Source organism: Bacillus sp. B4EP4a (genome assembly GCF_006680105.1).
GTDB lineage: Bacteria > Bacillota > Bacilli > Bacillales > DSM-1321 > Peribacillus > Peribacillus simplex_E.
The window spans coordinates 1-13,455 of the sequence record NZ_VHIK01000027.1 but is presented as its reverse complement, the minus strand read 5'-3'; the positions used below and the strand labels follow the sequence as shown (position 1 = coordinate 13,455).

Genomic DNA, 13,455 nt, shown 5'->3' with positions numbered 1-13,455 from the left:
AACCATGCTTAAAGCCGATAAATTTCAGATATTAGATCAGATGTTACAATGTTGACATACCAAGGGGGCATGGACAGAATTGTTCCCTAACTCCTTGACCTCCCCTTCCGGTACTATATATAGAGAGACTATCGATGGCAAAATCTATCTTTTTCTGATTTACAAAAAACTAGTATCATATTACTATTAAGCAAACAACAGAATATTAATATTAAGGGGAATTATGTTAAAAAATTATCAATATTATCAAAACAAACACCGATTTATACTGAAAGCATTCATGGCAATGATATCCTTTTTACTATTAGTTGGGATTTCTGTATCACCTATAAGTTGGAAAGATAATCCCTACGAGATGATATTACAGGTCATTTTAATATCGGGGATGATAATTTCTCTGTTATTTTACTTAAAAACAGAAGTCAATTTTTATAAAACCCTATTCATTTTCTTAATTACTGTTTATTTATACGGAAAATTCTTGATATTTCCAGATACCGCAATCATGCTGGCTTTATTTGCTTTAGCACCCTTGATTCCCATTTTTCTCTTTGATAAAATCGGGTTTTATATTGTCGCCACTTTAAATTTCATATTAGGTCCCGCTTCCATCTTGATCATTTCAAAATCGGATCTTCAATATACTTATGAATATGTCGCTTTGGATAGTTTCGGCAACACGCTTAATTTCATCGCTATACAAATCATATTGGTATTCGTATTCATAGGAACCAATAATAGGGTGGAATCCACTAATGCATTTCATAAGGAAATACAGCAGGCCAAACAACTGAACTCAGTCGGACAGCTCGCTGCCACCATTGCACATGAGATACGTAATCCGATTACAGTCGTAAAAGGATTTGCCCAGTTATTAGATCAAGAGAAGGAACTGAATGAAACGGAAAAATTTTATGTACAGACCATGCTTACAGAACTTGAATATACACAAGTGATAATCAATGACTATTTGTCTTTGGCAAAACCTCAAACGGATAATGTACAGGTCATTCCTTTAAATTTCGAAATCCAAAAGATTTCCGATCTATTAACGAGTTTCGCCAATAATCGCAACATAGGCTTTCTCTTGGATTTCCGTGACGACCTGCACATTAACATGAATCCCATCGAGCTTAAGCAGATACTGGTCAATATCATGAAAAATGGAATTGAGTCAATGAACAATCCCGGATTCATCAAAGTGGAAACAGAGCAGGAACGCACTATGGCAAAAATACGAATAACGGATACAGGAATAGGCCTCTCCAAAGAACAGCTTGCAATACTCGGCACCCCATTTTATTCGCTTAAAGACAGGGGAACAGGTATCGGCCTGACCGTTTGTTATTCCATCGTTCAAAAATACAAAGGGAAAATCGTGGTGCAGAGCGAATTGAACAAAGGAACATCGTTCACCATTTATTTGCCCTTACATAGAGAAATCAATTAAAAACACGCTACAAACAAGAAAAGGATGACCACCCAAAACAGGGCGGTCATCCTTTTCAATTAGGCTTTAAAACTATCTTGCCATTTCAATAAATGATTTTCTAAAAAACGGACAAACGAATCGGAGATTTTGCCAGCGAGGGCAAAAATGATGATGCCTACGAATACGACGTCCGTTTGCATGAATGAACGGGCATCCTGGATCATGAAGCCCACCCCTCTATCCGCACCCAACAATTCAGCTACGACCAGGCACATCCAAGCCGCACTTAAGGCTAAACGGATACCAAGCAATATGTTTGGCAAAGCTGCCGGAATCATGAGCTTCGTTATTTGTTCCAGACGGCTAAACTCTAAGATTCGGGCAACATCGTATAGTTTTTTATCCACATTCCGAAGGCCCAAAAAAGTTTGTAAATATAGAGGAAAAAAAGCACCTAAAGCAATAAGCAGCACTTTGGATAGTTCACCAAACCCGAACCACATAATGAATAAAGGGGTAATCGCAAGTAAAGGAACTGTTCGTAACATTTGAATGCTTGGATTAAGATATTCTTCGGATTTTTTTTGCATGCCAACGATGACTCCTAGCAATAAGCCTAAAAAACCACCTAATGCAAAGCCAAGAAGAGCCCGCGTTAAACTGATTTGTAAATGCATGCCCATTTCCCCTGACTGAACGAGATCAATGAAAGTCGTGACGATTAATAAAGGTGATGAGAATAATTGGGCCGGCAGGATGCCAGCCGAACCTAATGATTGCCATGCAATCAACACGACAACGGGAAGGAACGAACCCCGCAATGCTGATTTGGCAAGTTTGGATTGTTTTTTCGTTTTCCTTATGACAAGCGACTTGTTTTGAGCAACGGTCTGTGTAGACATATTTTTCATCCTTCCTTTTTTCAAAAATTAATTAAATGCTCCAATCTTCCCTTTCTTCAGGATGATGATCAAGTTGGGTTAAAATGACGGTCCTGAATTCCTGAAACGCTTTGCTTGTTCGAGTTCTTGGATATGGTAAATCAATTGGAACGATAGCTTTAATCCGTCCAGGCTTTGCCTCCATGACTACCACTTTGCTCGATAAAAAGATGGATTCATCAATATCATGAGTGACAAGCACCATCGTTGTCATATTCTTCTCCCATATTTCTAGCAAAGCCTCTTGAAGATGCGTTCGCGTGAAAGCATCCAATGCACCGAATGGCTCATCCAGCAATAAAACTTCAGGATTACGTAATAAGGCCCTGGCAATGGCAACACGCTGCGACATTCCACCTGATAATTGGCGTGGATACGCCTTTTCAAATCCTTTTAGTTTAACAAGTGAAATTAAATCATCCACCCTTTTTCTAATATCCGGTTTTTTTAATGGAAGGTTACCTGCAATATTTTTCTCCACGTTTAGCCATGGAAATAAGCGGTGCTCCTGAAAAATGAAACCACGGTCTTTAGAAGGGGCACTAACCGGATGATCCCCTGCTATGATCGAGCCGTCAAAGTCTGAATCAAGTCCTGCGACCAGCTTTAATAATGTGCTTTTCCCACAGCCGCTCGGACCAATGATGGTGACGAACTCACCATTTTTGACGCTCAGATTTAAATTATCCAAAACATGGACACTTTCATTATCATTCTTAAATGTTTTGCTTACATGATTAATTTCTAACGTCGCTACCAATATCCTCACCCTTTCTCAAATAAAAAAAATAGAGATCCAGCAATAAGGCACATATTGTCCCTTTGCTGAATCTCTAGTTAACTAGTCGATTCAATATTTCATTTTATATTAACTTATCGATTATTTATAATCAACACCGAATACCAATTTATTTTATCGGATTAATCAATAAATAAATTGACAGATTATTCTAACACCTGTTAAGATGCATTCATACACAAATCCGCTTCACAAAAAACCAATTAAATAAAGGTCATGTGAATCAACTGGACTACCGGAGATTCAATGAAGAGTAACCCCGGCATACTCTTCGTTGAATCTCTTTTTTGTCATTAATCTGACTATCCAGATGTGGTAAGTGTAATAAAAAAGGAGGGAATTCATGAAGGAATATCGTAACAAGTTAACCGCAGTATTACTTGCCATCATTAGCATTGCTGTATTGGCAGGTTGTAATTCCGATGCCGGTAAAGCCTCCGGGAAAAGTGACCCACTTAAAGTTCATATTGCCTTAAATGGCAAGATGGGGCCATTGGTCATTGCAAAGGAAAAGGGATTGTTCGACGAAGAGTTTTCTAAACTGGATGCCCAAATCGAGTGGAGTGAATTCCCGAGTGGTCCCCCGCTTTTGGAATCCCTCGCTTCCAATCGGGTTGACCTATCTTTTTTAGGGGATGGTGCACTAATTGCCGGAATTGATAAGAATCTGCCATTTGAAGTGATTGCACAAACAGGTCGAGGTGAGTCATCTGTCCGGATCCTGGCTCAGCCAGAAGGTGACATAAAGAAGATTGAAGACTTAAAGGGAAAAACGATCGGTGTTGCCTCGGGGACAACGGGTCATGTGTATTTAATCAAGGCATTGAAAGCACATGGTTTAACGACTGATGATATTAAACTCATCAATTTACAACCGGATGATGCTCAATCCGCTTTTGAAACCAAACAATTGGACGCCTGGGCGATATGGAACCCTTATTACCTTAATAATATTGAAAAAGGTAATGCAGTCGCACTTAATGTAAAAGGAAAAATATTAGCTCCTGGTGCAATCATTGCACGTAACGAGTTTGCAAAAGCACACCCTGAAATCGTCGAGGCCTACTTAAAGGTTTATAAAAAAGCTGCCGATTGGCAAATTGAAAATCCAGATGAAGCATCTGAAATTTATTCTAAAGAAACTAAATTGCCTGTGAGCACAGTCAAAAAAATAATAACAGCTGAAGAACCAAATATCTACTTTACCGAAGATGCCATCAAGGCACAACAAGAATCAATCGATACTTTAGCTGGTGTGGGTTATATCAAGAAATCATTTAATTTTAAAAATCAGATCCACAATGAGTACATTGATGAAGCTTTTAAAAAATAAAAAAACATACCTTACAGGAGGAGATTGATTATGACGGAAACTAAAACACAACAATTAAAAGTGGTACCCGTAGCAGGAAGGATTGGAGCGGAAATTCAAGGAGTCCAATTAAGCGGAGACTTGGATTTAGCTATTTTCAGTGAAATCAAACAAGCGTTAAACGATCATAAAGTCGTATTCTTCAAAGGTCAAAACCATTTGGACGATGCCAGCCAAGAAGCATTTGCCAAACTATTGGGTGAGCCTTATGCACATCCTACAGTACCGGTCAAAGACAATACTAACTATATTTTCGAACTTGATTCCGAACGGGGTGCTAAAGCAAACCATTGGCATACTGATGTCACTTTTGTTCCAGAAGTTCCTAAATACTCTGTTTTAAGAGGTGTAACCATCCCTGATGTTGGCGGCGATACAGTCTGGGCAAATACCAATAAAGCATATGAGGACCTGCCGGATGGATTGAAGAAATTAGCGGATGGACTATGGGCAATCCATACAAATGAATATGATTATGCACAATTCAAACCAGCCGAAAACATTGATGATGAGGTTAAAAAGAAATATCGTGATATATTCGAATCGACCATTTATAAAACAAGGCATCCAGTCGTTCACGTGCACGCAGAAACAGGAAAAAAGCATTTGTTATTAGGCGGCTTTGCTGGAAGAGTGGAAGGATATACAACAAGTGAATCTGAAAGATTATTAAGCATCTTCGATTCATACGTCACGCGCTTAGAAAATACCGTGCGTTGGCAATGGAGTGAAGGGGACGTGGTCATTTGGGATAACCTAGCCACGCAGCATTACGCTATTGCCGATTACGGGGACCAGCACCGCGTCGTTCGCAGGGTCACTGTAGGAAAAGACGTTCCCGTAAACAAGGAGAACGAGTCGAGCAGACTAATTATTAAGAAATAAAACTCCTGTATCAAGTGTAAGAATCCATTACTTGACTTCCCCATAAGCGAATGACTGAGTTGAATGGTAAACACTCAAACCTCCTGAGGAACTGGCCTTATTGGAGTAATGTCAAAGGTAAAAAAGAAACTGCCGATATAGATATCGACAGTTTCTTTTCGTTTTCATCCAGCTTATTTTTGACTTACTGATGGCGTTTTTATCAGGATTAATTATCCTGAACGATTATTTCATCAATTATACCGTAATCCTTCGCCTCTATTGCGCTTAAGAAGTAATCACGATCTGTGTCCTTCGCCACCTTTTCGATAGGCTGCCCAGTCCTTTCCGAAATGATTTGATTGATATGATCCTTTAGTTTCAAAATCCTTCGGGCAGAAATTTCAATTTCCGTGGCTTGCCCCCTCGCACCACCAAGCGGTTGATGAAGCATTATTTCACTATTTGGCAAAGCGCACCTTTTCCCTTTCGTACCCGCCAATAAAAGCATGGCACCGAATGATGCAGCCATCCCCGTACATACAGTCCGGATATCAGGCTTAATATATTGCATCGTATCATAAATGGCGAAACCGGCACTGGTCGATCCCCCCGGACTGTTTATGAAGATGGTAATTTCCTTCTCAGGTGCATCTGCTGCCAAGAATAACAATTGGGCAACCACACTATTGGCTAAATGATCGGTGATTTCTTCCCCAATCATGATGATACGGTCTTTTAGAAGTCTGGAATAAATATCATACGAGCGCTCACCCTTGCCTGATTGCTCAATTACATATGGAATTGTGGTCATATCTCTTCTTCCTCCTAACAATGATATTGGCTATGCGGCCATTGAGAGTGTGTTTGAAGGAGTGAAGCTTGATTTGGAAAGAATCGAACGATTCATAAGTTTAGGAATCATCGATTCACTGTTCAGGGATTTGAAAGATGGGATGCTTCTAATGAGGATATCAGGATTCTGGGCTTTTAAAGCCTGTGTCATCAGTGACATGAGCCGCTGTTCCTCATAATCCTGCCAATCTTCCACACAAGACAACTTACGCTCTTCAACGTCATCGGCAAAACGCTTTTTCACACGGTTCAAGATTGCCTTTACAGCCGTTTCCGTGGTGTGTAAATAATCTGAGATTTCTTTTGACCGATAGAGGAATCCTTCCTTTAACAGGAAAACAACGGCTTGTTTCGGGGTAAGTGACTTTATTATATATTCAACCGTTTCAAAGGCATTTCCCCCAACTGATCCCTGTTGTTCGATATCCAACAGTTCGTCTAATGATTCTTTTTTTCTTTTTCGTATCGTATCAATCCAGGAATGGCGGGCTATTGTCTTCAATAAAGCCGTTGTTATCTCGGTTTTCTTTCCATAGCCCTGCATTGCCTTCAATATCGTTTCCTGTGCCAAATCGTCCCCATCCCAATTATTTTGGGTCAGGAATCGGCAAAACCGAAGTAATTCAGGATAGACTTCACGCAAAATCGCACCGTTATCCTTTTCTTCAGAAATATCTTCCCTTAACTTATTTATCATTTTTCTCACTCCTTCAACACCCTCTATCCTATAAACGTTTCAGAAAGAGAAAAAGATATGGGGGTGGAAAATTTTCCTTCATTCTTCATTCTATTCTATTCCATTTTTTCCATTGGATTTCCTTTCATACTAAAAACCTGTTTGGTTAAGATCCTAACAGGCTAGTGTCAATGTTCTATATGCAGCAAATATGGCCTCCCCCGCTGTACCCATTCGTCACCAATCATTTCAGCGAATTCTTATTTTCCAAAACACTTCATATTCCCCGTAAATCCCGCTCCGTTCCATTAAGCCAACCAGCCAAATCTTTGGATGCCCCCCCGCTCACGGTAATGTTCGGCAATATGTCCTTACCTTTTCGCTATACCCTGACGTCCCGGATATCCTTGTTGTCCTGAACTTCAAATTTACGGTTGATCCATAGGAACTCTGCTGCTATTCCAAGTGTTCAATGCATTCAACCGTATATTCGCTAGGTTCCATAACGTTTTCTTCAATACCGAACCAACTGGAGGTGCGACTCTCATTAGCGCTATCTTTACAATAGTTCACCAAAGAACCTGCTGGCTTCTCTTCTTGATCGCTCATCTCTTCAAAATTAACTGATCGCTCGTTATGACGCCCGCTGTCTGTCTTTTCATTCTCCAAATCTGCGAACATGAACATACAGTAAAAAACCGCAACCATAATTGCCATAGTAAACAACCTTGACATTAAAGGCAGTAACTTTTTCAATATAACTAAACCTCTCTTCTTGGTGGTTTCCCCAATCCTGTTAAAGCATAATAAATTCAGAATGAATTAATTCATCTTTTAAATATCCATCAAAACATCAGTTTAGAAAAATATTCCTATAGATTCATTATATCAAGTTCCAGAAGTTTTTAATGCCCTTATTCAACCTTAATACGAATAAACAACTAAAATACTCCGAACCCTTAAAAGTGGACAGTCCCAAAAATATCAGATACACCTCACATTGACTTCCATCCTTTTCAAGTGTTACTCTTAAATTAATAAAAAAGTATACATTCAAAACACTGATTCCATTAGCGTGAAATAAGGGTGATCTCATTTGCCAAAAGAACATTTAATTGACGTTCAACCAATCAGATCATTGGAAAAATTAGATGATATGAAATGGTCACTGAAGAGACATTGCAGCGAGAGAGACTACATATTGTTCTTGTTAGGCATCAATACCGGCTTGCGTGTGTCTGATTTATTATCGCTGAAGATAAAGGACATTAAAGGTAAGATGGAGGTCATCATCAAGGAAGGCAAAACAAAAAAGCCAAGAATAATACAGCTTAATAATGTATGTAATGAATTGGCAGCCTATATAGCCACCATCGATAGTGAATGGCTATTCCCCTCACGCAAGGGCGATAAGCCAATTAGCAAGATACAAGCCTATAGACAGCTTAATAAAGCAGCGGACATGGTGGACATCGAGGGCGTCGGTACCCATACCATGCGGAAAACGTTCGGGTACTGGCACTATAAACGAAGTAAGGACCTTGCTGAGTTACAAATGCTCCTTAATCATTCACATCCTGGAATTACACTAAAGTACATAGGGATTGCTGATGAAGGAACAGAGGACAGCTTAAATGATATTATGGGAGGACGGAAGAAATGTCACTGACTGAATACAATGCAAAATATGAATATATCATTCGAAGCAATATTTCCGATAGGCAAAAGGCATTGAAATTAGCTGATTTAATGACCGATTTGGAAGGCCACCTTAGAAATGACATCGGGGAACATCGGAATAAAGAGGTACATGCATTATATAAAAAAGTATCTCTCCTATCCAACTTGTTATGATCACCTTAAGACCCTTGCCATATGTGCAGAGGTCCTTTTTTTGCCGTGAAAGTGAGTGATTTGTTTCTTTAAGGATATAGACTGAACCTCATTTAATAATGCCACTGTACCAATCTGATAGGCCTTTTCCTGTAAAATCACACCAAACATAACGAAAAAGCTCTTATTCCAGGCTTCATTCTCTCTTTTCTCTGACTCTCCTTAGCCAGACAACATCCGAATAAAAATAACTTGATTAATATCATCGACTCATCGCTAATGGTGTCAATGTTTAAAAATTAAACATACTTAGAGAATACTTTTTCGCCATCATTTCCAAGATTTTTATCCCGGCAACGCTGTTCCCCTTCTCATCCAGCGCTGCACCATAAATTCCAATCCCACATTTTCCGGGGACGGCCCCCATGATTCCCCCTGAAACACCGCTTTTAGCCGGTATGCCAACATTGATGGCAAATTCACCTGATGCGTTATACATGCCGCAGGTAACCATGAATGTCTTGCAAATACGGGCAATGTCCCCGGGGATGATTTGCTTTCCCGTCAACAAATCTTTCCCATTCATGGCCAGCACACAGCCTATCCTCGCCAAATCCTGGCTGTCCATTTCAATGGCACACTGCTTCGAGTACAATTCGATTAAGTCCTCCACATCCTCATTTATTACATTATGCTGCTTTAAAAAATAGCTTAACGACCTATTTAAGTCTGCTGTATTGTATTCTGACCGAGCAACATCTTCATTAAAACCAATAGTGGGATTTTGTGTCATTTCCCGGATAAAATCTAAAATACGCTTGAATCGTTCATTCACACTGTCACCTGCAATCATGTGGGTCACAGTCAATGCTCCTGCATTGATCATCGGGTTTAACGGCTTGGATGGCTTGTTTGTCTCTAACTTGGCAATCGAATTAAAAGGGTCACCAGTAGGTTCTTTACCTACATAGGAAAAGACATATTCCTCCCCTTTTTCCATTAATACAAGAGCAAGTGTCAAAACTTTCGATATGCTTTGCAGGGTCATTTTCCCACTTACATCCCCCGCACAATATCCTGTTCCGTCAGGATAGTAAATAGCAACTGATAAATTCCTAGGATTTGCCTTTTCAAGAGCAGGTATATAGTCTGCCACCGTTCCCATATTTGTATATTCTTTTGCCTGATCGACCAGTTGCTGTAACTCGTCATTGGACCTGCATTGACATCCCATATTGTTCACAATTTGCCGCCCCTTAGAAAATTTGTTATTTGAAGTGTCTTAAATAGTGGTTTTATTATTTATTACCATATTTCATCGATATTATTTAAAAAATACGAAGCGGATAATAAATAGAAGGAAGGTTAAAGGCGCTACTTTCTTCGTTTTATAGAAATTTTCAAATGCTGCTTCATCAATTATTTACTGATTTTAATTCTCCTTTGTAAGGACTTATCATACTTCCCTCCTGTCTTATCTGAAGGCACAGGCTCTGAATTATTTTCGTCGTGTTAAAGACAAAGATATGCGACAACGGTAAAGCAGTAAGACAGCTAAGCTAACGCCTTGTAAAAAATCAGGAGCAACTTCACTGTTCTTTAAAGAAGATTTAATTGAAAAAAGAAGGAATTATACGCCCTCAGACGGAAATATAGACCATACGAATATTATTAAACTTTCATATGTATTTCACAATTGATGGAAAGTAGGAAAAGCCATGGGAAAATCGAAAAGTTTACAAGAAATCTATAACGCCAACCGTCCAGAAAATAATGAACTTTTCCGAGCGATACAACAGCATCTACAAATGAAGCATCCAGACAAACGAATGACAGCTACTAGAACATTGCAAATAATTGTGGCTGATTGTGTTTCATCTGGAGAGCTGCGTAATGTGGAAGCCCGCCTTCTTTACAGTTAATACGGATCTGTTGTTTCATTAGCCCTTTGAAATATTCAAACACATAAAGGATCTCATCAATGAAAGAATTTATAAAAAACCCCAAAAAATTCGGCCTAATCGTGCCACTTGTGACACTGGCTTTTTTTTGCAGCTATTTACTGGATGCTCAACCAGATTCAACTTAAATAAATAAGACAACTCGATTATGAGCTGTCTTTTTTTAAGCAGGTAAAATCGGCCCATTTGTTGAATAAAGTAAATGGAATGAAGTAAATAATATGTATCGCTTCTATCCATCTTGTTATGATCGATTCCGAGACCTAGCAATCGAGCTTGAATCAACATGTCCCATGTAATTTGGTTCGTTTCGTAAACTCAGCAACATTCATTCTTTCGCGTACTTCGTGCGCTTCGGGCAATCACTTTTGCCTTTGGAAAAGTCGCCTGTTATATACATATCTACTTTCAACTGGTGAGTTAAAATGCACAAAAGATAAAGATTGACAACACTTTTATCGTGACTCATACTAGAAGTGACTTAATGACAGAATATTAAGAATAGTGGAGGGGTAATTATGAATAAGATTTTCGTTCCTAACGCAATCGCCACTTTAACAAGTCTTTTCTATAGTTCGACTACAATGAATGAGTATCTAGCAATGAGAACCGCTCAATTCTACATTGAAGACCTGAAGTTATTGCAAGACGTGGAAGCTGTTGCCTTGGCAATTGAAAATCAAAATGCTTTCGCTTTAATGTCTAAATTTAAATTATTTGATTATAAGGCTGCTGAAGAAATTGAAATCGCACTATCCTCTTCTGGCTATACGGAAGCAGAGCTAAGTGCTATGAATATTGAAATCTAAAATCATTGACCAATCTGTTAACGGAACGAATGGTAGAGTTAATACTCTTTGATCCATTCGTTTTATTATTAATCGTAAAAACAAACGTACTCTATACTATTGCTGATAAAATAATTATTTAATAGAGAATATTTCTTATGACTCCCCGCAATATCTGTGGCACATAAATTCATGTATCGCCTTCATTCTTGAGTGATGAAAAATCAATGCACAATATCCCGCACATTATTTGTACATATGTTGTAGTGCGTCATAAACACAAAAAAGCTTCACACAATTAAGTGTGAAGCTTTTTGTAATAGCGATTCTTCCCTATTGATGATACCGGTGGCCGGGGTCGAACCGGCACTCCAGAGGAACATGATTTTGAGTCGGAAAGTTCCAGTATCCATATCTTATTATACGTTTATTTACAGTGATATTATGTAATTCTACAGGTAATTGTAATTATAAATATTTTATCTCAACACACTACTATCTAATAATAATGATTATATACAGTTTTTTCTTCAATAGCAATGTATCTTTTCTCACATCAAATAATTTGTAAATATCTAGGGTATTGCTATTGTGGTTGAATCCTCTACTTTTGTATGGACAAAAAAAGGTGCTACTGCAACTAACAGTAACACTCTTCTACTTTTAGTTATTAAATTGTTTCTTGGCTTCTTCTTTGAATTAACATTTGTTCCATATTTTCCTACTATGTTCAATATTTAGGCTATTCTTAATTCATCCAATAAAGGGAAACTTTCACCGTCATATAATTCTGAAACAATAACTAAACTTTCCATCCATTGGGAATATAGTGTAACTGTCTTTTACGTAAAAATATTTCTTCAGTCCTGGTTCAATTTTTGAACCCTTTACTTTTGTAATTGCAGAAAGGGAATCTCTTTTTTATGTCCTCGTCCAGCCTCAAAAGGTTCTGGGAAAGCCGTAAAATTTTTTTAAAAGAATGGCTGCTTTCATATTAGCCAAATCTTTTACCCCATATCAATTATACACTGTAAAAGGGATGTAGAAGGAAAGGACTGATATTAAATAAGCAAAAGTTTGCTTATTTGCCCAATTTTTAATCTCTTCAGCTTGTTTCAGCATATTATGTTGGATACCTATCTAATAAGGAGTGAAAGCATATGGAATTTTATCAACCTCAAGATTCAATGAGACAACAACCACAATCCCCTCCACCGCCATACGTTCCACCAAAACCGTTTCCTTCACACTATATAGTCGACTGTTTATATAATTACACTTATGTTTGGTTAGTAAATGGCGAGGGATTCTGGTTTTACCCCACGTACCTCCAATATGGTGAAGTTGCAGGATATAGGTGGAATGGTACATTCTGGACGTTCTATGGTTTTGATGAAAGATTTATTGAAACGGTTGCCTGTTATCCAATCCCTACTTTGTACTAAAGCAAAAGCCCAAATAGTCACCAAATCTTACCATAAAAAGATTTTTAAAAAACTTGGTGTATATATAGCAAGTACCAGACGAGGTGCTGGAGACATACCTCCTCCCGTCCCTACCCCTTGCCTGTGTAACTGGTTTGAACTATCTTTCTATTGTGCTGGTTAACAGCGGTCTAGCCTCGCTGATCTTCATTCTTTGTATTCTCTTTTATTGTTGTTTCTTTCTTCTTTCTTGTTCTTTCTTTTGTCTGTCATTGTACTTCCTAGTCCTGTCCTTGCCTCGCTGTGCTGTCCAATGCCCTTCCCCTTCCTTACTATTACTCTACCCTCAGTACCTAATATGGTACGGTATAGGCTGTGGTAGGTAGGTGCGTGAGGCGTGCCTTATATAGCCCTTACTATTGGCTTCGCTATTGATAGTGACTTTTAGTGGGGGGGGGGGGGGGGGGGGGGGGGGGGGGGGGGGGGGGGGGGGGGGGGGGGGGGGGGGGG

At 38.9% G+C, this 13,455-nt stretch carries 13 protein-coding genes; 7 read left to right on the top strand and 6 right to left on the bottom strand.

The window, feature by feature from the left end; translation table 11 throughout:
* The first annotated feature begins 223 nt into the window (after positions 1-223).
* A complete protein-coding gene (locus tag FNK51_RS14095; protein ID WP_141993750.1) occupies positions 224-1,450 on the top strand; it encodes an ATP-binding protein in 1,227 nt (408 codons plus the stop codon).
* A gap of 59 nt (positions 1,451-1,509) precedes the next feature.
* Here FNK51_RS14095 and FNK51_RS14090 read toward each other — a convergent pair whose 3' ends face one another.
* Positions 1,510-2,334 carry an ABC transporter permease gene (locus tag FNK51_RS14090; RefSeq protein ID WP_141993749.1) on the bottom strand — a complete coding sequence of 275 codons (825 nt, stop codon included), beginning with the start codon at positions 2,332-2,334 and terminating at the stop codon, positions 1,510-1,512.
* Positions 2,335-2,365: 31 nt separating this feature from the next.
* Positions 2,366-3,136, bottom strand: a complete 771-nt coding sequence (locus tag FNK51_RS14085) for an ABC transporter ATP-binding protein (protein WP_377413241.1) — start codon at positions 3,134-3,136, stop codon at positions 2,366-2,368.
* 379 nt (positions 3,137-3,515) lie between these two features.
* On the opposite strand from FNK51_RS14085, the gene FNK51_RS14080 reads away from it, so the two are divergent.
* Positions 3,516-4,505: an ABC transporter substrate-binding protein gene (locus FNK51_RS14080; protein ID WP_141993747.1), complete on the top strand. Its 990-nt coding sequence runs from the start codon at positions 3,516-3,518 to the stop codon at positions 4,503-4,505.
* A 30-nt stretch (positions 4,506-4,535) separates the two neighbouring features.
* Positions 4,536-5,429, top strand: a complete 894-nt coding sequence (locus FNK51_RS14075; RefSeq protein ID WP_098370860.1) for a TauD/TfdA dioxygenase family protein — start codon at positions 4,536-4,538, stop codon at positions 5,427-5,429.
* A 208-nt stretch (positions 5,430-5,637) separates the two neighbouring features.
* Here the strand turns inward: FNK51_RS14075 and clpP are convergent, their stop codons facing one another.
* The 3 genes from clpP to FNK51_RS14060 all read right to left on the bottom strand — a co-directional run bounded on the left by clpP (position 5,638) and on the right by FNK51_RS14060 (position 7,656).
* The gene (gene clpP / locus FNK51_RS14070) at positions 5,638-6,222 is read right to left on the bottom strand and encodes an ATP-dependent Clp endopeptidase proteolytic subunit ClpP (RefSeq protein ID WP_098370859.1); all 585 of its coding nucleotides are present in this window, start codon (positions 6,220-6,222) and stop codon (positions 5,638-5,640) included.
* Between the two features lie 30 nt (positions 6,223-6,252).
* Positions 6,253-6,960: a sigma factor gene (locus FNK51_RS14065; protein ID WP_141993746.1), complete on the bottom strand. Its 708-nt coding sequence runs from the start codon at positions 6,958-6,960 to the stop codon at positions 6,253-6,255.
* Between the two features lie 435 nt (positions 6,961-7,395).
* Positions 7,396-7,656, bottom strand: a complete 261-nt coding sequence (locus FNK51_RS14060) for a hypothetical protein (protein ID WP_098370857.1) — start codon at positions 7,654-7,656, stop codon at positions 7,396-7,398.
* Between the two features lie 439 nt (positions 7,657-8,095).
* Between FNK51_RS14060 and FNK51_RS14055 the strand changes: the two genes are divergently transcribed.
* Both FNK51_RS14055 and FNK51_RS14050 read left to right on the top strand, forming a co-directional pair.
* Entirely contained in the window at positions 8,096-8,608 is a 513-nt protein-coding gene (locus FNK51_RS14055; RefSeq protein ID WP_098370939.1) for a tyrosine-type recombinase/integrase, read from the top strand.
* On the top strand, positions 8,599-8,793 hold the full coding sequence (locus tag FNK51_RS14050) for a hypothetical protein (protein ID WP_141993745.1): 195 nt from the start codon (positions 8,599-8,601) through the stop codon (positions 8,791-8,793). The genes FNK51_RS14055 and FNK51_RS14050 overlap by 10 nt, the downstream gene beginning before the upstream one ends.
* Positions 8,794-9,064: 271 nt before the next feature.
* On the opposite strand, the gene glsA is transcribed toward FNK51_RS14050, so the two are convergent.
* Positions 9,065-10,006, bottom strand: a complete 942-nt coding sequence (gene glsA, locus FNK51_RS14045; protein ID WP_141993809.1) for a glutaminase A — start codon at positions 10,004-10,006, stop codon at positions 9,065-9,067.
* 484 nt (positions 10,007-10,490) lie between these two features.
* On the opposite strand from glsA, the gene FNK51_RS14040 reads away from it, so the two are divergent.
* Both FNK51_RS14040 and FNK51_RS14035 read left to right on the top strand, forming a co-directional pair.
* Positions 10,491-10,694, top strand: coding sequence for a hypothetical protein (locus FNK51_RS14040; protein ID WP_141993744.1), 204 nt, complete (start codon positions 10,491-10,493; stop codon positions 10,692-10,694).
* Positions 10,695-11,251: 557 nt separating this feature from the next.
* On the top strand, positions 11,252-11,542 hold the full coding sequence (locus FNK51_RS14035) for a hypothetical protein (RefSeq protein WP_098370854.1): 291 nt from the start codon (positions 11,252-11,254) through the stop codon (positions 11,540-11,542).
* Positions 11,543-13,455 lie beyond the last annotated feature (1,913 nt).

What these genes read in the sequence shown, in the direction of transcription:
- glsA (WP_141993809.1), bottom strand. Translation starts at nt 10,006, where the DNA reads ATGGGATGTCAATGCAGGTCCAATGACGAGTTACAGCAACTGGTCGAT.
- FNK51_RS14090 (WP_141993749.1), bottom strand. Translation starts at nt 2,334, where the DNA reads ATGTCTACACAGACCGTTGCTCAAAACAAGTCGCTTGTCATAAGGAAA.
- FNK51_RS14075 (WP_098370860.1), top strand. Translation starts at nt 4,536, where the DNA reads ATGACGGAAACTAAAACACAACAATTAAAAGTGGTACCCGTAGCAGGA.
- FNK51_RS14040 (WP_141993744.1), top strand. Translation starts at nt 10,491, where the DNA reads ATGGGAAAATCGAAAAGTTTACAAGAAATCTATAACGCCAACCGTCCA.
- FNK51_RS14080 (WP_141993747.1), top strand. Translation starts at nt 3,516, where the DNA reads ATGAAGGAATATCGTAACAAGTTAACCGCAGTATTACTTGCCATCATT.
- FNK51_RS14035 (WP_098370854.1), top strand. Translation starts at nt 11,252, where the DNA reads ATGAATAAGATTTTCGTTCCTAACGCAATCGCCACTTTAACAAGTCTT.
- FNK51_RS14055 (WP_098370939.1), top strand. Translation starts at nt 8,096, where the DNA reads ATGAAATGGTCACTGAAGAGACATTGCAGCGAGAGAGACTACATATTG.
- clpP (WP_098370859.1), bottom strand. Translation starts at nt 6,222, where the DNA reads ATGACCACAATTCCATATGTAATTGAGCAATCAGGCAAGGGTGAGCGC.
- FNK51_RS14095 (WP_141993750.1), top strand. Translation starts at nt 224, where the DNA reads ATGTTAAAAAATTATCAATATTATCAAAACAAACACCGATTTATACTG.
- FNK51_RS14065 (WP_141993746.1), bottom strand. Translation starts at nt 6,960, where the DNA reads ATGATAAATAAGTTAAGGGAAGATATTTCTGAAGAAAAGGATAACGGT.
- FNK51_RS14060 (WP_098370857.1), bottom strand. Translation starts at nt 7,656, where the DNA reads ATGGCAATTATGGTTGCGGTTTTTTACTGTATGTTCATGTTCGCAGAT.
- FNK51_RS14050 (WP_141993745.1), top strand. Translation starts at nt 8,599, where the DNA reads ATGTCACTGACTGAATACAATGCAAAATATGAATATATCATTCGAAGC.